The sequence below is a fragment of the Chryseobacterium sp. FR054 genome (assembly GCF_056844565.1).
Genome location: NZ_JBXDSA010000002.1, coordinates 128,327 through 145,328, shown reverse-complemented (window position 1 = coordinate 145,328; position 17,002 = coordinate 128,327). Strand labels below are relative to the sequence as shown.

14 protein-coding genes and 10 tRNA genes are annotated in these 17,002 nt (G+C 39.5%); 1 reads left to right on the top strand and 23 read right to left on the bottom strand.

Going from position 1 to position 17,002, the window contains the following annotated elements:
- Window positions 1-50: 50 nt before the first annotated feature.
- The 19 genes from AC106S_RS07970 to AC106S_RS07880 all read right to left on the bottom strand — a co-directional run bounded on the left by AC106S_RS07970 (window position 51) and on the right by AC106S_RS07880 (window position 12,533).
- Window positions 51-124 (bottom strand) — tRNA-Leu (locus AC106S_RS07970).
- A gap of 334 nt (window positions 125-458) precedes the next feature.
- Window positions 459-542, bottom strand: a tRNA-Tyr gene (locus AC106S_RS07965).
- Window positions 543-901: 359 nt separating this feature from the next.
- Window positions 902-973 (bottom strand) — tRNA-Asn (locus AC106S_RS07960).
- Window positions 974-980: 7 nt separating this feature from the next.
- Window positions 981-1,054 (bottom strand) — tRNA-Met (locus tag AC106S_RS07955).
- A 40-nt stretch (window positions 1,055-1,094) separates the two neighbouring features.
- A tRNA-Glu gene (locus tag AC106S_RS07950) sits at window positions 1,095-1,166 on the bottom strand.
- Between the two features lie 2 nt (window positions 1,167-1,168).
- Window positions 1,169-1,243: transfer RNA gene (locus AC106S_RS07945), tRNA-Pro, on the bottom strand.
- A gap of 66 nt (window positions 1,244-1,309) precedes the next feature.
- Window positions 1,310-1,381: transfer RNA gene (locus tag AC106S_RS07940), tRNA-Asp, on the bottom strand.
- An 8-nt stretch (window positions 1,382-1,389) separates the two neighbouring features.
- Window positions 1,390-1,463, bottom strand: a tRNA-Ile gene (locus tag AC106S_RS07935).
- 10 nt (window positions 1,464-1,473) lie between these two features.
- Window positions 1,474-1,546 (bottom strand) — tRNA-His (locus AC106S_RS07930).
- A gap of 725 nt (window positions 1,547-2,271) precedes the next feature.
- Window positions 2,272-3,438 (bottom strand): WG repeat-containing protein, encoded by a 1,167-nt coding sequence (locus tag AC106S_RS07925; protein WP_482438552.1) that lies wholly within the window; start codon window positions 3,436-3,438, stop codon window positions 2,272-2,274.
- A gap of 39 nt (window positions 3,439-3,477) precedes the next feature.
- Window positions 3,478-3,747, bottom strand: a complete 270-nt coding sequence (locus tag AC106S_RS07920; protein WP_482438551.1) for a hypothetical protein — start codon at window positions 3,745-3,747, stop codon at window positions 3,478-3,480.
- 60 nt (window positions 3,748-3,807) lie between these two features.
- Complete coding sequence (locus AC106S_RS07915) at window positions 3,808-4,824, bottom strand: tetratricopeptide repeat protein (protein ID WP_482438550.1); 1,017 nt, start codon at window positions 4,822-4,824, stop codon at window positions 3,808-3,810.
- Window positions 4,817-6,535: an APC family permease gene (locus AC106S_RS07910; protein WP_482438549.1), complete on the bottom strand. Its 1,719-nt coding sequence runs from the start codon at window positions 6,533-6,535 to the stop codon at window positions 4,817-4,819. Before AC106S_RS07910 ends, AC106S_RS07915 begins: the two co-directional genes overlap by 8 nt.
- Window positions 6,525-8,915, bottom strand: a complete 2,391-nt coding sequence (locus tag AC106S_RS07905) for a hypothetical protein (protein ID WP_482438548.1) — start codon at window positions 8,913-8,915, stop codon at window positions 6,525-6,527. The genes AC106S_RS07910 and AC106S_RS07905 overlap by 11 nt, the downstream gene beginning before the upstream one ends.
- Window positions 8,906-9,649 (bottom strand): hypothetical protein, encoded by a 744-nt coding sequence (locus tag AC106S_RS07900; RefSeq protein ID WP_482438547.1) that lies wholly within the window; start codon window positions 9,647-9,649, stop codon window positions 8,906-8,908. The genes AC106S_RS07905 and AC106S_RS07900 overlap by 10 nt, the downstream gene beginning before the upstream one ends.
- Window positions 9,622-10,755, bottom strand: coding sequence for an AAA family ATPase (locus tag AC106S_RS07895; RefSeq protein WP_482438546.1), 1,134 nt, complete (start codon window positions 10,753-10,755; stop codon window positions 9,622-9,624). The genes AC106S_RS07900 and AC106S_RS07895 overlap by 28 nt, the downstream gene beginning before the upstream one ends.
- A gap of 12 nt (window positions 10,756-10,767) precedes the next feature.
- On the bottom strand, window positions 10,768-11,346 hold the full coding sequence (locus tag AC106S_RS07890; RefSeq protein WP_482438545.1) for a hypothetical protein: 579 nt from the start codon (window positions 11,344-11,346) through the stop codon (window positions 10,768-10,770).
- The gene (locus AC106S_RS07885; protein ID WP_482438544.1) at window positions 11,333-11,989 is read right to left on the bottom strand and encodes a hypothetical protein; all 657 of its coding nucleotides are present in this window, start codon (window positions 11,987-11,989) and stop codon (window positions 11,333-11,335) included. The genes AC106S_RS07890 and AC106S_RS07885 overlap by 14 nt, the downstream gene beginning before the upstream one ends.
- A gap of 154 nt (window positions 11,990-12,143) precedes the next feature.
- Entirely contained in the window at window positions 12,144-12,533 is a 390-nt protein-coding gene (locus AC106S_RS07880; protein WP_482438543.1) for a VOC family protein, read from the bottom strand.
- Window positions 12,534-12,772: 239 nt separating this feature from the next.
- On the opposite strand from AC106S_RS07880, the gene deoD reads away from it, so the two are divergent.
- A complete protein-coding gene (gene deoD, locus AC106S_RS07875) occupies window positions 12,773-13,483 on the top strand; it encodes a purine-nucleoside phosphorylase (protein ID WP_482438542.1) in 711 nt (236 codons plus the stop codon).
- A 247-nt stretch (window positions 13,484-13,730) separates the two neighbouring features.
- On the opposite strand, the gene AC106S_RS07870 is transcribed toward deoD, so the two are convergent.
- The 4 genes from AC106S_RS07870 to AC106S_RS07855 all read right to left on the bottom strand — a co-directional run bounded on the left by AC106S_RS07870 (window position 13,731) and on the right by AC106S_RS07855 (window position 17,002).
- Window positions 13,731-14,516, bottom strand: a complete 786-nt coding sequence (locus AC106S_RS07870) for a TatD family hydrolase (protein WP_482438541.1) — start codon at window positions 14,514-14,516, stop codon at window positions 13,731-13,733.
- A gap of 69 nt (window positions 14,517-14,585) precedes the next feature.
- Window positions 14,586-14,654 (bottom strand) — tRNA-OTHER (locus tag AC106S_RS07865).
- A 10-nt stretch (window positions 14,655-14,664) separates the two neighbouring features.
- Window positions 14,665-16,581 (bottom strand): hypothetical protein, encoded by a 1,917-nt coding sequence (locus tag AC106S_RS07860; protein WP_482438540.1) that lies wholly within the window; start codon window positions 16,579-16,581, stop codon window positions 14,665-14,667.
- Window positions 16,568-17,002 carry a hypothetical protein gene (locus AC106S_RS07855; protein WP_482438539.1) on the bottom strand — a complete coding sequence of 145 codons (435 nt, stop codon included), beginning with the start codon at window positions 17,000-17,002 and terminating at the stop codon, window positions 16,568-16,570. The genes AC106S_RS07860 and AC106S_RS07855 overlap by 14 nt, the downstream gene beginning before the upstream one ends.

Genomic DNA, 17,002 nt, shown 5'->3' with positions numbered 1-17,002 from the left:
TTTGAAAGTACTCATTACTTATTACTCATTGCTCATTACTGATCATTCTGTACGGGAAGAGGGAGTCGAACCCCCAATACCTTGAGCCTAAATCAAGTGCGTCTGCCAGTTCCGCCATTCCCGCGTAATTATATGATGGGTAATCGGTAATGAGTAATTGGTAATAGTTGAAAGTACTCATTACTTATTGCTCATTGCTCATTACTGATCATTGTTATAAAAGGTCAGAGAAAGTCTGTCTATAAATAAACTATGCCTGTTAGTGTTTGTAAAGATCTTCTGCGCTTGACAAACGTTTCTCCTTCCATGAGTAATGTATGTTTACTGATCAAGATTTCTTTTCTGAAACCTATCATCAATTTTTATCTTTTATAAAAAAACCAACCGACCAGGAATTGAACCTGAACAACAAGAGTATAGTTCCTGCATGCTGCCGTTACATTATCGGTGGTTTTTAGTGGAAGTGGCAGGATTCGAACCTACTCAGCTATAAAGCAACAGAGTTACAGTCTGCCCCGGCTCTCCAACTCCGGCGCACTTCCTTTTTCTAAAAAAATAAAGCCTGTCTTAATTTTTTGTGTTTGATATAAGAACTTCTGCGCCTGACAGACTTTTATTTTTTCGAACTAACTAGTTTTCATCATTGCTGAAGATCATTCAGCCTTATTTTTCTCTTTCTTCATTCTTCTCCTTCTTCTTTGAGATGGTTATGGGAGTCAAACCCACTCAGCTAACGCAACGGTTTTGCAGACCGCCCCGACTCTTCCACTTCGGCGAACCATCATTTTTTGAGGTAAGAAAAAGTCTGTCTGTATGATACCGTATTTTTGGCGTAAAGATCTTCTGCGCTTGACAAACCTTTTCTTTTTCTCTTTTGAAACAATTAACATTTAGTTATCTGCGATTCCGGAAAGACCCGAACTTTCAACTTCTGGTTTAACAGACCAGCGCTCTACCATTGAGCTACAGAATCATTTTTGTAATTTCGGAAGGACTCGAACCTTCAACCTTCGGCTTATGAAACCGATACTCTAACCACTTGAGCTACGAAATCGTTTACCATTTGTGAATGGCTGTAACCACTTCACTTTTTGTACTCCATAAGGGAATCGAACCCTTATCTTCCGGTAGAAAGCCGGATGCACTCGCCACTATGCTAATGGAGCATTGGTCTGGAAAGCAGGATTCGAACCTGCGTCCTCCCGCGTCCAAGACGGGTAAACAACCACCGTTATCTTTCCAGTTTTCAGGTTCAGTATGATTTCTTTTCCGGGAGACAGCCGGAGCTGAAATTTTCCGTGAACCTTTGCGGTCTATGCGGGAATCGAACCCGCAGTGCCCAAGAGACAGTCGGGCAGGTTAGCCATTACCTCAATAGACCATTTTTTGTAATCCCAGAAGGACTTGAACCTTCAACCTCCGACGTATCAGGCCGGCACTCTAACCAATTGAGCTATGGGATCTTATTATTTGGGGTATCTCCGGGGGTCGAACCCTGTTCTCCGGTTCCACAGACCGGCGCTTTACCAAATAAGCTAAAGAAACCATAAAAAAAGCGCCTCTTTTTGGGAGGCGCTTACTATATTTTTACGTGTCAGGTCACGAGAGACCTACGTATATAAGCACCTTTTTATCCACAAATCCACAATCAAGAATATTCGCATACCACAGCTCCATCGGCTCCTGTCCGTGTAATTTTGAAAACTGACTTTGTATGTTATGTAATTGTAGCATTGTACTGTTTGTTTTTAAATTATTAGATGAATCCTGAAAACCTGTTGCTTTCAATTTTCGGTTGCAAAGTAAATATGAAATTTTGAAACCTGCAAATTTATTTTTCAATTAACTATTTGAAAATCAATTAATTATATTGAAAATTTAGAATAGAAAATTCCTGTCCGCAGTAGCCTGCAGATTTCTTAAATACCTAAATGACTGTCTCTCATCGGGTTACTTATCACGCTTTATTTTCTTATTAATTATTCATTGTTGATTAAAAAATTTTCGCTTTTATGGTTATTTTTTTTCGTTCTAAATAATTTTTGCCTTGAAAACACAAAAAACGCCCCGGCAACCGAGGCGTTTTTGCTTATATTTTGATAAAATTTTTACGGGTTTACTGTAAATAATTTCCAAAGAATGCACATTTCGCCTCATGTAATATCATCCAATCATACACGAATAATCCCTTTATTGAAGGGCTTCCGCATAGTTCTGCATTGATATGTGTTCTTTGTAGTTTCATATTTTTCTGGTGCAAAGATAAATAAATTATTGCTTAAAATATTCAATTCCGTTTTCTCCGATATAATCTTTTCCTGTTTTGCAGATGGAAAACTGCCATGATCCGGACACCGGAATGCTCTTATATTTTTTCACAGCCTGTGTGTATTTTGCTTCGATAGGTTTATATACAGTGTTCAGAATATAAAGTCCGTATTTACCGTCTTTTTTCAGAACAGCTCCATCATCATTCTTAATGATTTCATCATACTGTACCGGCAGTATGATTTTCCCTTCCAGGTTTAAAAGTCCGTATTTTCTGTTTTTCAGAGCGGAAAATAAAATGGTATTGTGATCCGCTCCCATTACATTGAATTTTTCGTACTGAAGCGGAAACAGTTCTTTATCCAGATAAAAATCATAAAAAGTATACAGGCCGTCTTTTCCCACTTCAACATATCTTTTCATGAAAGAATATTCCGCTGTTGTTTTATACAGGCTTCCCACTTTTCTCTTTTTTGCCTGCAGATCCGGAATTTCTTTTTCGAAAGGAAACTGGTAATTATCGTTATATCGCGAAATATAGTCTTCTTTTTGGGGTATTTCCACCGGAACATCGTAAAAATGTTTAAGACTTTCGCCATATGATCCTCTTGTCAGCCATTCTATTTTCCCTTTTTCATAGTCCCCATAAGAGAGATAAGCATAATTTCCGATAGGTACAACCGGAATTCCGGCACTGTTGAATATTCCTTTTTTATCTTCTTTTACGACTTTGAAAGAGGTATTCTTTTCGGGCTGTATATTATCGTATACAGGTGATATGATTTCCTTATTTTTAAAGAAAACTCCGGTTTTACCCTGGGAATATACATAGGCGATCCGGCAGTCATCCTTATCAATGGCTATTGAATCATATTTATTGTTCTGTGGAATTACGGACTGATTTCTATGGTCTATTAAAAAATATTTACCTGTTTTCTTTACTACAAACCGGGCTTCAGATAATGTCTTGGCTTTTTTATCGAAATAGTATCCGAAAGTTTTGATATCACTGAATTCCGGCTTCACTATTACTTTTCCCAAAGTATCGGACAGGCCATAAACATTGCCTGCCCTGTAAGGAATAAGTGCTGCGTTTCTGTTTTGTGAAAGAACAGTTCCTGAAAAAAGAATTCCTGTTCCTATAAGTATAATCTGTAATTTTTTAAGCATTTAATTTTGATTGTCTTCTGTCCGTTTTATTATTTTTCATCAATAATTCTCTGAAGCTTCCCCCTTTGAAATATCTGATTTTTCCAGGTCTTTAGGTAAGCTTCCCTGGTAATTATGTAAACTTTTGTACCCGGAAGTAGCAATAACAAACACTTCTTTGGCTTCGGCTAAAGAAAGAAACGGAAATATTTCCCTGATTTTCTTTATACCATATAAAGGTGATTTCCCATCACCGGTCATTTCAAGAACGATCTCGTAAGCATTTTTGCCTTCGTGTTTTAAATAAAGATATTTGTTGGTGTGATCCATTTTATTTTTAAAGGCTGTTTTAATTGAATTACTAAGATTCTGTAAAGTTTTTAAGATCAATTAATTCCTGAACATCTTATTCCGTCCTGTTTTATATCTGGAAATATCTTTCAGGATCACCTCATCATCCGGATTAAAATGTTTCAGTTCGTTGACAATTTCAGAATGTTCTGAAATTTTTTCAGTGATGATCTCGTAAGCGATGTTCCGGGTTACTTCCTGAAGTTGAGGATCTTTTTTAAATTCGTACTTCATGGCATCAAGGTAGGTGATCTTTTTATCCTCCGGCGTTTCCTTATACAGTTCCTGAATGGAATTTCCAAGTTGCTTCACATCATAAATATTGGCGAAATAATTATTTAAGCAGTTGAAAGCGTCTTTATTTTCTTTCCATCCTTTCAGAAGGATTTTCTGAGCTTCTTCCGGCATCTCCATTTTTTTGCGGTAGATGAGGGAACCTTTTATCATCTGGCTGTTGCTTACATAATCATCCACTACCATCTGATAATAGGTATTGGAGTTTTTAATATCATTGATGGTTCTGTACAGATCCCCTACTTTTTCTTTATGTCCCAGCTCCTTATACAGGTCAATCGCTTTTTTGTACTGTTTTGCTTTTTCATAGCAGACGGCTGCATCTGATTTGTTCTTCAGTTTTTTAAGATAGATGACCGCCGCTTCGGTATAAAAGCCTCCGTCTTCCAGTGTCTTTGCTCCCCTGTAATGATCCTGAAGGAGGTTCATATAAACTTTTGCCGCCTTTTTGTAATCCTTTTCTGCAATATACTTTTCCGCGAGTTCTTCGTATTTGTTCCTGATTTTATCGAAAAGAGAGGTTTCCACATATAAGCTTCCTCCCCTGCTTTTTCCTCCTGATAAGTTCTGTCCTTTTTCTTTTTTTTGCAGACGAAGCAGAACGGCAAAAATCATAATGGCCACAAAAGTGAAAACAACCAGGGTCCATATCACCTCCCAAAAACTCTGATGAAAAAGCTGCGCCAGAATTCCGATGATCTTAAGGATCGCCAGAATGAAAAATGCCGCCATGAATTTTTCTGTAAACTTCTGCCTATTCATCTTTATCTGATTTTAAAATGGTTTTATCTTCACTGAACAAACGGTAAAGAAGGAGTATAACGCAAATGATAAGAATCCATACGAACCAGTTGTAGCCGTACATTTCGATCAAAGGATAAAAGATATAAGCCAGCATCACTACCAGAACGATCATCAGAAAAATCTTGACTCCTGGCGGAACATGATCTCCACCTACGCTCAGTGATCTTTTCTTGATAATAAAGGAATAGAGGCCAACGGCACCTGCCATCGCCACAATCAGCCAGAAAATATCCGAAAGGGAAATATCCTGTTTCTGACGCGGCTTTTTGATTTCTATTTCGCCAATATCCGAATTTTCATTCTTATAAACCGGTGTATCAGCATATTCTTTTGTTCCGTAAAGACGGCCCAGTGAATCTTCCACCAAAACCTGCTTTTTCTTCCAGATTTTTTTTACGGTACCGTTATCCACCGCTTTTCCGGGATTCGATTTTTTGATGGAGTCTTTGATTTTCTGCCGGTAGCCCGCTTCATTCTGTCCGATATATTCTGTAATCCTCTTGCGGTATACTTTTTTAAGGGAATCTTCTGATGTCTTTACTTTAGCTTTTATGCCGTCAATATCTTTATAAATGTTTTCAATAGGTCTTCCTCCCTTATCCAGATACTCCTTGTAGGTGGTTTCTTTTTTCGGATTATGGTACATCATGTTGGCCAGAACACTTTCCTCCATCAGCTCACGTCTTTTCCGGCCGTACATGGAATCTATTTTCATGTCAATATCAGTAACCCCCGACTGATAGGCTACCATAGGTTTCATCAGATTCGGATCCTCCTCTTTGCCCGGCCCTGTATAAATTTCACCTGAAGTGGCTGTTGAGGTTTTTGCAGACTTATCTTCACTCCAATGCCTAAATATGCTTACCAAGCCAAGTGTCAGTAAAATTACCCAGAAAACCCAGCGGTAATCCCGCCCGGAACCGTCTGCATTTTTTTTTCCTCCAAACAGCCTATCCAGCAAGGGTGTCCCGAATTGAAAATTCGCGAAACCATCTCCTCTTGAGGTTCCCATCACATCGAGCGGAACTCCGAGATCTACGGCCCTGTCAGGATATTTTTCTATATAGCTCAGGTATTTTTCGATTTCTTTTTTGTTACCGGCCATTACTTTTTTAAGGTCGAAAGGCAGGTCTTTCATCCATTCTTCTTCGGTTTTCGGTTTCTCAAGATCTTCCAGAACTTTGTCATCATCCATTTCTACGGTATAACTCTCAATGTTCTGAGGAATCTTCACGCCGTTGGATGGTTTTCGGACTGTATCTTTTGTCTGTTCCGGATGCCGGATTAATGAGAACCAGTCGATTTCTTCATTCAATTTCACCAACCCGAATTCAGGGTGCATGATCAGGAATTCCGCATCTGTATTCAGCCAGTCTTCAGGATTTACTTTGGGATAGAAAACTGTATTTTCGGGGATAAACAGCTTGTTATCCACACACTGGAAATAGGCATTTCTTCCGATTTCATCAGGAGCAGCACCGTTAAATACAAGAAAGCATCCATATATTCCGTTCGGTTCATCGGAAGGAATTGCAAAAGAACGGACCTCATCAAGGTCTGTTCCTAATATTTCCATTTCATGAAGCCAGATAAAGGGTGAGGAACCTTTTATTAAAAGTCCTTTTTTAGGATAGCTATTTTTCGGAAAAGGTTTTATTCTAAGCTCCATATTCCACAATCTGATCTATAAATCTCATTAAATACTCTTCATACATATCGTCCATTTTTCTCACCTTCAGCAGGGTATGATCCGGCAGATAATATTCTGAACCTCCAAACTCTGTATCCGTAGCCAGTGCCAGGAAACCGTTTTCCGTAGAGGGGATATAAAACTCCGGAATATTTTTGTTACTGCTTTTGAATGTAAGCATTCCCCTGGCATCTGTGATAATATCGCTTCCGTCAGAAAAACTGAATTTGTTTTTATTTTTAGCTGCGAAAATTTTTATCTGATTTTTATTTTTACGCAAGGTGAGTGTATTGACATAATTTTTATGTAATTCACTCTGTGAAATCACCAGCTTCCCCTCTGTATTGATGCCAATTCTCGTAAAATTGCTTACCACTCTTATTCCATATGACAGTTTATTGAGTTCTAACTGGATCTTGGCATCGCTTTTCGCAATATCTTCATCATTTTTCACCTGTTCAATAGAGATATTTCCTTCGAGGTTAATTTCCGAAATCCAGGGTGCTTTCGGGAAAAACAGATAAAAATTTCTGTTAAAATAAACCAGTTTAAATTCCTGTGGAATAATTTTTTCCGAAATATTCAGCTCTGAGTATTCTCTGGTATTCAGGTTAAGCTTTGAAATCAGTTTTTTATCCGGCTGATACTGGCACAGGATGAACTGCTGCTGTTTATTTTTTGCCAGGCTAAACTGTCCTTTGGGCTTTACAGAGATATTTTCAAACAGCACTTCGCATCCGTGATGGGTCTTATGGCGGTCATAATATTCTCTGTCATAATAATTATCGGAAAGATAGGTTCTCAGCAGCTGTTTTTTGCTGCTTAAAATAAAGAATTCCCCTTCGTACATAAACTGTGCGATCTGGTTGGCCGGAGCCGGAAACAGGATGGGATAATTCAGTGGAAGATCTGTTTTTTTTCCGTTCCGGGAATCCTGAGGAGTTTTTGATTTTCTCTGTGGAGGATTGGCCCACAGCTCTTTCAGCGGAAGCAGGATCTTCTGGATATGCTTTCTGGTTCCTTTATGATGTTTATAAAAATTCAGTTCTCCGTCTGCCGATGTCGTTACAAGAAACTTGAGACGGTCTCTGTTTTCGTTAATTACTTTCTGCAGTTTCTGATTAGCCAGATTTTCCTGATGGGTAATGAAAAACACTTCAAGATCTTTCTCTCTGTGGTCTTCTTCAAAAAACTTTTCCAGAGCCTGGGAAGATTCCAGCACGGGGCTTACATGGTTCAGGTTTTCCACCACTTCTTCCACCCTGTCCAGGGAAACGGGCACAATGGTCTGTCCCAATGCAAAAACTTTACATTCGGAATGGGCTTTGGGATGTTTGATCACCGCAATAGCTGAAGCAAATGCCAGTACTTTTGGAGTACCCCAGTTTTTTATAGAAGTATCAATTAAGATAATTCTCTCAAAGATATTTTCTTCAGGCGGGATTTCACGCTGGATATACAGGGCTTCATTATTGGCCACACGGTTCATAAAAACATCATCCTCATTGGCAAATTCTGATAAAAGCATCCGGTGAAATTCTCCTTTATTCGTCATGTCGGAAATTCCTCCGATCGGCTGTTCTCCGGGAGAAAGATGACGCATAGGAATTTTCAGGCCGCTCCATATTCTTTTGATCAGGCTTCCTACCTGAAAGGTTTTCGGTTCTTCAATCAGTTCCCGGATGAAGTCGTCACCGGTTTCAACGGTGGTTTCATCTTCGGCTACTTCATCTTCCAGTTCAGGAATATCAACGGTGCCTTTCATCATATTGATGATGGATTCTACCGACGGAAATTTCTCATTTAATATCGCTAACGTCCGGATGTCTTTTATTTTAACGGCATCCGTCAGTTCTTTTTTCTCTGCTGATCCGGCAAGGCTGTGAGGTCTTCTGGCAAACCCTTTTAAGATCATTTCTGCACTTACGGAGGATCTAACCAGACGTGGAACATGTCTGAACAGGGTCTGTAAAAGAATAATCCGGTTTTGTCCGGTTTTATATCGCGTGCCCAAACTTTTAAGGTTTTGAAGGAACTTAAATCCTGACTCTATATCCAAACGGACTTCCTCTTTACTTTCGGTCTGGATTTTATTCAGGTAATAATAGACCCCGTCTAAATTGAGGTATCCATCCTGAGAGGCATACAACACCAGCAATAATGCTCCGAAAGGCGGAAAACCCTGCAGCTGAAGTTCCTTCAGAATCTCCATTACATAAGGTCTGTATGCTACCGCCCCTACATTCGGAATTGAAATAAGGTTGTTTTCCTGATAGCCTGTGGGATCGGGAATATCTTTATCGGTACTCCATTCCCAGAAATAGTTTTCGTATGACTGGAAATATTCGTTTATATCCATTCCTTAGATTTTTCGGTCAGGCGAAATGAGCTTACGGAAAGTTTCCGGAAACCGGTTTTATCAAGAGGTAAAACGCTTCCGTCTTCGTTCCATAACAGCCACTGGTCCTGAGCTGCATTATATTTTCTCTGTAACAGAGCACTTAAGTTTTTAAATTCAAAATCAAAACCTGCCGGAAGAAGATGGTGGTCTTTCATCCAAAAGGTTTTCCCCGGAAGGCTTAATAATGGGGTTCCCAAAAACAGGGCTTTATCATTAATAACCGTCCAGTCTGTTTTTTCCAGCCTGAATTTTGGAAAGGTTACTATTTTTTCTTTAATCTCATCAATAAGGCTTAACAGAGCAACAGCAGGCTGCTCCTCTCCACCGGGCACCAATCTGACCTCTACTTTTTCATCAATTCCGAAAAAATTCTGATTGGAAGAGGGAAAAGTAAGCCGCAGCGCTTTATCAATCGGTGTCCATAGTAACGCGGTTCTCACTTTTTTACTGGGAACCAGGGCATCTTTCCGGAATAAAAGGCCTTCTCTCAATTCGTACAGTAAAAAATCCGGCAGCTGCTGGATTTCCGGTGAAACAGCCTGCTCTCCGGTAAAGCCTTTCAGCCAGATCACGTCTTCTTCCAATGCGATCTGCACGTTTTTCCAGTCCCGGATCGAGCCTAAAAAATCTTCATCTGCACGGGGAAGTTCTGCCCAGAATTCTTTTACACGCTTTGAAGGATCTTCTGCCATAAGCTTTCTATTTCCTGTTGAATATATTGTTTCTGTTCCGGATTTCTGATCCAGTCACAGCGGGTCTGGAGGTATCTCAGCTTATCTTTGATCACGTTCTGCTCTTCAAAACTCAGCGTTCCTTCATTCCATTTTTCAACTAAGATTTTTACATCTTTCATCACTTCTTCAGGATCCGGAGTTTTGTTCTGCATGGCCTGCGGATGGGATTTAGGATTTTCATCTTTTTCAATGGTCCTGTTGATAATCCCTTCCAGAATTTCAATCTGCTCTTCGGTATCCCAGATATGTTTGAGTACCCAGAGGTCTGAAAGAATGGCTTCGTTTCTTCCACAGATCAGGGCACTTGCGGCAATCAGATTCTGTAATTTCACGGCACGACGGTCGGAAATAGCAATTCCTGTATTTCTGAGACTGATGATGGTATTTAAATACACTTCATACACCGGTTTCAGATCAATGGTTCTGCATAATTCCTGCAGTTCCCTGATTTCACCGGAAAGGATTTCAGGAGTTTCCGTTTCCACCGGGTTTTCCAGTTTTCTTCCGGCTAAAAGTACCTGCTGAAGAAGGTCAGGATTTACATAATCCACATTGATCCTGATCAGAAAACGGTCGAATAATGCATTCAGCGCTTCATCTTCCGGAAGTACGTTACTCGCTCCAACGAACATCAGAGCCGGTAAATGCCTGGTTTCTTTTCCTCTTTTAAAGATTTTTTCGTTTAAAGCCATCAACAGGGAGTTCAGGATCGCTGAGTTGGCATTGAAGATCTCATCCAGGAACACCATGGAAGCTTCCGGCATCATTCCTTCTGTATTGGTAAGAAGTTCACCTTCTTTTAATTTTCTGATATCGAAAGGGCCGAAAATTTCGTTCGGCTCTGTGAACCGGGTTAAAAGGTATTCAAAATTTTTACCGTCTTTTACGGTTTTGGAAAGCGTTCTTACGATTGCCGATTTTGCGGTTCCCGGAGGTCCGTACAGAAAGGCATTTTCTCTGGCCAGAAGACAGATTCCCAGAAGATCCACCACGTCATTTTTTCCTACGAAGGTATCTTTTACGTAATTAAGAACGGTATTGAGTTTTGTAATATTATGATTCATTGATTTAAAAAATTAAAATTTCCACCATTTTTTCTTTTTGGGTTTTTCCTCTCCATTTTCTTCCTGCTCACTGTTTTTACTGAAGGAGAAAGAAATTCTCTGATAAATATCTTTTATATCAAAATACATTTCTGTTCCGTCATCAAGCGTGAGTACGTCCATGATCCTGTCTCCGTCGTTGAACAGTCTCTGCCCTGTATCCTGTTTATCAAAATGGTGCCTTACCAGATCTCTTTCATCAGAAATGCGGGTGACAATATAGGGTGAATCTCTGGTTCCGTCGCCTGTTTTTTCAAGGCCTTCAAAAATGCCCTGTGCAATCATCATCTCCATTCTCATCCCTTTCTCATCCCCTAATTCCTTATAGGCAAAATATTTATAGATATGAGCGCCGGGACTTAATAAGATGTTAACGTTCACATACCGGATGACTTCTTCAAACTTCCCTTCATTTAATAATTCCAGCAAATTTCCGGTATCATCCGAATACGGATTATATTCAGGATCATTAATTACGATCTCCCTGCTCTTCAGGAAACTTTCTTTCGTTGGGTCTTTTAAAAATTCAAATATTTCACTAGCTCTTCCCATGGTTTTCGGTTATTGTTTTTAGTTCTCTCCAGAAAATGTCTTTATACATCCCAAATTCCGCGATCAGCAGTTGGTTGATGTATGGAATTTCGGCCAGTCTGTAAGATTTTTTTTCTACAATTCTTTCCAGATACAGTTTCCGGTAGGTTTTATCTTTTAATTCTTCTTCCCAGTTTACGTTTTCAAGATCCAGATCAAATCCGATCCCTGAATAATGAAACTGAAGGAGGATATTTTCCAGCATTCTGATGAGCGGGTCTTCCGGATCGGCAAACTGCAAAGCGGAAATCGTCTGTGGCAAAAACCGCAGTGACAGGTCTGCCGATAATAAGGCCGAAATATTTCTTTTGCCTTTAAACGGAGGAATTAATCTGTCCAGATCCTTTTCAGTGTCTTTTCTGATCAGGTATAACTGTGCGCTGTGGTAGAGAATTTTTGCAGCCCAGACGGCTGTTTCGCGGTCACAGCTGATCTGATCTGATAAAAACTCCAGTCTTTCTTTTTCAAATTCGGATTCGAAATAATCTGCAGCCTCCTGTTCCTCTTTTTTAGAGATTTCATAAAGATCTGTGAAGATTGTAATACATTCATCCTTCCGAAGCAGAAATAAGGTATCTAAAAATGCGGATTTATTTTCCATCATTGAACAAAAATAAAATTATTTCTCTGAGAATAAAACTTTTTAGGAATATTACCAGTGAATTGTCAATTTTGCTGCACAAGTCAATGATGAATTGAAACAACCGTGAAAAAATTCACAAGCAAAACGGATTCATTATTCACCATTTACATTATTTCTATTCAGTTATTTCTATAATGTTACCTTCCGGGTCCAGAATGACACTTTCATAGTAACCGTCCCCTGTTGTACGCGGTTCTCCTGCGATCCTGTATCCGTCTTTTCTTAAAATTTCCGTAAGCCGGTCTACTTTTTCACGGCTTCCCGTTGAAAAAGCCAGATGTATAATTCCATACTTCTGTGCTTCAAAAGAGTTTTCGTTCTCCTGAATGTCCGGTCTGGTCATTAATTCAAGGCGGCATCCGTTTTCAAAGCTTAAAAAAAAGGATTCGAAGTTCTTTACCGGATTACGATATTTTTCATTGGAGACAGCTCCGAAATATTTCCGGTAAAACATTCTGGATTTTTCGAGGTCTTTTACCCAGATGGCAATATGTTCAATTTTCATTTTTTTTAAAAATTTTAATTATTTTACAAAAGTAACTGCCGGAACGTTCGGACACCTGCTCTGTATTATGCTATCGTTGCTCCGGATTGGCAATGTTATTTTGGTGAATGGTCAATTTTGCTTTGCAAGTCAACAGTGAATTGAGCTTAAAAAATTCACAAGCGAAGCGGATGACTATTCACCATTGACAGTTCATAATCCACATATTTAGTATCTTTGTCCACATTCAAAATAAAATTATGAGTATTCACATCAGTGCAAAAAAAGGAGAAATTGCTAAAGTAGTATTACAGCCGGGGGATCCGCTCCGTGCACAATATATTGCTGAAAATTATTTGGAAGATGCTAAACTGGTAAGCAAAACAAGAGGAATTTTTTATTACACCGGTCTTTATAAAGGTAAAGAAATCACTGTGGGTGCCAGCGGAATGGGGTTCCCAAGTATCGGGATCTATTCTTTTGAGCTCTTCACCGAATATGAGGTAGATACCATCATCCGAATCGGAACCTGCGGAGCTTATACCACGGATCTTAAACTTTTTGATATTTTAAATATCGAAAATGCAGCCAGCGAAAGTACCTATGCCAAATATGCCTGGGAAATTGAAGATGAAATCCTTTCTCACCAGGGTAATATCTTTGGAACAATCAATGAAACGGCTAAAGCGCTTTCTCTGAATGCCAAAGCGATCAACGTACACAGCAGCGATATTTTCTACCGAAAAAATCCTGATATTCCTGCTATCGCAACCCAATACAACTGTCCTGCGGTAGAAATGGAGGCTTTCGGGTTATTTGCCAACGCCCGGCATTTAGGGAAAAATGCGGCAACGATCCTTACCGTTACTGATATTATTCCTACTCACGAAAAAATTTCAGCTGACGAAAGGGAAAAAGCCCTGAAGCCGATGATGGAGCTTGCTTTGGAAGCTGCTTTGAAAAGTCTTTAGAATCTGAATTCATCAACAGACTGACTATTTCTGATCTGGCTTGATATTTCAAAAATTTAAAATAAACGCAAAGCTTGGATAACCTGATGTTTTATTTTGAGAAGACAAAGAGTGGCGACTTCGTCGCTGATGAAGCGGTGTGATAACGTACGTTTCATTGAATCAATACTTCTTAAATCTACGATATTAATCATGAAACTTTGTGTTGTAAAAATAATAGAGCTTTACTTTACAGTAGGGCTCTTTTTTATATTTTGAAAAAATTCCCGGCCGTTTCTGTGGTTTCATCTGCAACTTCAGCAATACTGATCTTCTTCCAGCGGGCAATTGTCTGCGCCACGTACGGAAGATAAGAAGGTTCATTGCGGCGGTTCTGTGTTCTCGGCATATTTTTCGGCAGCATAAACGGAGCGTCTGTTTCAATCATCATCCGGTCCAGAGGGGTATATCTGATCACCTCTTCCAGATGGCTGAATCTTTTCTCATCACTTATTGCCCCGGTAAATCCTAAGTAAAAGCCTTTATCCAGGTATATTTTCGCTTCTTCCAGAGTTCCTGTAAAACAGTGTACGACTGCTTCCGGTAATTTGGAAAGATACTCATCCGTAATTTCGTTAAACCTTTTAAATGCAGCTCTTTCATGCAGAAAAAGCGGTTTACGGACTTCAATGGCCAATTCAAGCTGAGCCCTGTAACATTTTTCCTGAACAGGTCTTGGTGAAAAGTCCCTGTCGAAATCCAGTCCGCACTCTCCTACTGAGATGACATGATCCAGCTTTAATAGTTGTCTGAGTCCGGGGATGCTTTCTGAGTTGAAAGATTTAGCGTCGTGGGGATGGATTCCTGCTGTGGAATACAGGATTTCAGGGTAGTCTGCCGCGATTTCTGCGGATTCCCGGCTTCCTCTTACGCTGGTTCCGGTAAGGATCATGTGATCTACTTCGTTGTCCAGGGCACGGTTGATGATTTCGTCGTGTTCGTTGTGGAACTGTTTATTGGTCAGGTTAATGCCAATATCGATATATGTGTTCATAATATTTTTTATTTTTTTCTTAATTTCTTTTTTTTGGTTCTTTCGTTATTTTATTTTGGTTTAAAAAGACAGAGCAGACAGGATTTGAACCTGTAAAGCTCCTTGTCGGGATCGTTTTTCAGCTTAAACTACTGCTTCTGTCCTATGATTATGCTTCTGCTTCCAGAAGACTGAAATATTCTTCAGCGGTTAAAGGTCTCACATTTCCTTCCGGGCGGACTTCCTTTTTCAATTCACAGATCAGCACATCGCCCTGCCTTTTCAGACATTTAATATGAGGAATGATATTCTCGTGAATCCTGAAGGTAGATGCTATCGCGGTTAATGCGTTATCTTTATACCGGGATTCTATCCAGAGCCAGTGTTCTTCCGAGGTAGAAGGGCACCAGCATTTCACGGCATAAGAATGTCGTTCTCTTCCCCACAGGGACAGTCTGAATTTCTCATTTTCCACTTCATATACTTCGTAATAATTGGTTCTCTGTATCCGGTTTTTGTTTCCGTTTTCATCGTATTCAAAGTAATTGACCTGAATTTCGTCCTGACAGATTTTTCCGGCATCAAGTTTTTTCATTAATGTTCCCACCCCGAGATAGCTGAAACAGAAAAGTTTAAAATCCCTGTCGTAATGGGTAAAAAACTCTTCATAACGGATGGGGTCTGTTTGAGTCCATACTCTTTCAATCTGATGTAAAACTTTTTTAAAGTTGGGTGAATTGTAATTGATCCACTCTCTTTCATATTCACGGGTGACAAAGTTCTGAAAGCTTTTATGCCGCAGTTTTAAAATAGAGACCAGTTTTTTAAGCGGATAGCTGAAACAGTCATACATCACTCCCGCATGCAGTCTGGCGATATAACACCTGTTTTTTGATACAAACAGGTTTTCCCTTACATTAAAATGGATATGTTCTGCAAAGTCTTCCAAGCCGTCATTTTCATCGAACAGGTAATTACCTATCTTCTTTAATGAAGGCAGTTCTGAGTTTTTCTGCTTTTCATTGACCATAGATCCGATATACTCCAGTGATCTGAAGTTAAAACTTCCATTAGAGCTTACATATCCATTGATCTTCTTTAAATGATTGAATTCACAGTATTTCCCCATTATCAGATTTCCTACTTCCAGTACGTTTTCTGCCAGAACCTGATGGGTATTCAGACTTCCCTGTACCTTCTGCAGCTCTGTCAGGTAACAGGTTTCAAATCCACTGTTCTGAAAGTTTCCGTTTATTTCTTTCAGGAAAGGAAATCCTGCTCCTGCATACTGTCCGATCTGAATACTTCCTGATTTTTCCAGAAGCGGAAATGCTGCATAAGAATTATTACTGATCTCAATATTTCCCGAAATTTCCTCAAGTCCGGGAAAATCCACTCTGGTCCGGTTTATTTTCAGGTTTCCGATTATTTTTTTCATAACCGGAAAATCATAATTGAAATGAGCCTGTGTCTTATCCTGACATTCTATTTTTAGCCGTCCGTGAATATATTCAAGATTGGGGAAGGAAACATTTTTACTGTAAATATTAATTCTACCCCGGATTTCCCGCTGTCTGAATGTAATATTATTCGCCACAATACTGATGTTGAAATTCCCGTCCACAGGCAAAGCATCAGCCTGATCCTGGTGACTGATCTCAATGACCTGTCTTCTATCCGTCAGTTTTCTGCTTCCTGAATATACTCCGGCGTTCTTTACCTTGATGCTTCCGCCTATCTGTACAGGATCTTTAAAATTGAAATCAACGATGCATTTGAAGTTTCCGTTTACTTTTTCCAGCCGGCTTAATTGTGTTTCATAATGCATGGCCAGATGACCGTCTACGGATCTTAGCTCCGGTAATGCACAGCCTGCTGCATCCACGGAAAGGTTTCCCCGGATATTCACCAATTCCGGAAAACGGCATCCTTCTCCCCTCAACAGCAGATTACCCGCTATTTCTCTTACATCAAAGATCATGTTTTCAGCATAGATCTCTATGGATGCATATTCATCAAAACGGATATTCTCAAGGTCTGCCCCGGAAAATATTTTATATCTTTTTACAGGATTAATCGTATACATTTTCGTTGAGCTGGGTTATGGGATTGTATTCCTGCTGGATATATTTTACAAAATACCTGCTTTCTATGCGAAGCATCTTATGTTCGTCATGCGTAATAAAGGCATCATCCGGAATAAAGAATGTTTCTGTACTGTCTTTACGGCTGATTACTTTATAGTCCGGTGTTTTCATCAAATGCTGATTACCTGTATTTTCAAGACAGTATTCTTTGTAATCTTCTGTATGTTCTTCCAGTTCTGTAATTTTTTTTGTGCTGACCGGCATTATTTTTAGTTTTGATGCTGTTACCGGTTTTTCTTCAGAAATTGAAGTTTCCTCCGGCTTTACAGGATCTTTCACTGATTTTTCGCCCCTGACTATGGGAGCTGGAGTATAAATTTCATCAACAATCCGGAAAAAAAGCAATAGATTTTTAAGCAT

Excerpts from the sequence above, each read along its gene's own strand:
- AC106S_RS07900 (WP_482438547.1), bottom strand. The coding sequence starts at position 9,649 with ATGGCAGAAGATCCTTCAAAGCGTGTAAAAGAATTCTGGGCAGAACTT.
- AC106S_RS07895 (WP_482438546.1), bottom strand. The coding sequence starts at position 10,755 with ATGAATCATAATATTACAAAACTCAATACCGTTCTTAATTACGTAAAA.
- AC106S_RS07905 (WP_482438548.1), bottom strand. The coding sequence starts at position 8,915 with ATGGATATAAACGAATATTTCCAGTCATACGAAAACTATTTCTGGGAA.
- AC106S_RS07885 (WP_482438544.1), bottom strand. The coding sequence starts at position 11,989 with ATGATGGAAAATAAATCCGCATTTTTAGATACCTTATTTCTGCTTCGG.
- AC106S_RS07920 (WP_482438551.1), bottom strand. The coding sequence starts at position 3,747 with ATGGATCACACCAACAAATATCTTTATTTAAAACACGAAGGCAAAAAT.
- AC106S_RS07880 (WP_482438543.1), bottom strand. The coding sequence starts at position 12,533 with ATGAAAATTGAACATATTGCCATCTGGGTAAAAGACCTCGAAAAATCC.
- AC106S_RS07915 (WP_482438550.1), bottom strand. The coding sequence starts at position 4,824 with ATGAATAGGCAGAAGTTTACAGAAAAATTCATGGCGGCATTTTTCATT.
- deoD (WP_482438542.1), top strand. The coding sequence starts at position 12,773 with ATGAGTATTCACATCAGTGCAAAAAAAGGAGAAATTGCTAAAGTAGTA.
- AC106S_RS07855 (WP_482438539.1), bottom strand. The coding sequence starts at position 17,002 with ATGCTTAAAAATCTATTGCTTTTTTTCCGGATTGTTGATGAAATTTAT.
- AC106S_RS07870 (WP_482438541.1), bottom strand. The coding sequence starts at position 14,516 with ATGAACACATATATCGATATTGGCATTAACCTGACCAATAAACAGTTC.
- AC106S_RS07890 (WP_482438545.1), bottom strand. The coding sequence starts at position 11,346 with ATGGGAAGAGCTAGTGAAATATTTGAATTTTTAAAAGACCCAACGAAA.
- AC106S_RS07910 (WP_482438549.1), bottom strand. The coding sequence starts at position 6,535 with ATGGAGCTTAGAATAAAACCTTTTCCGAAAAATAGCTATCCTAAAAAA.
- AC106S_RS07925 (WP_482438552.1), bottom strand. The coding sequence starts at position 3,438 with ATGCTTAAAAAATTACAGATTATACTTATAGGAACAGGAATTCTTTTT.
- AC106S_RS07860 (WP_482438540.1), bottom strand. The coding sequence starts at position 16,581 with ATGTATACGATTAATCCTGTAAAAAGATATAAAATATTTTCCGGGGCA.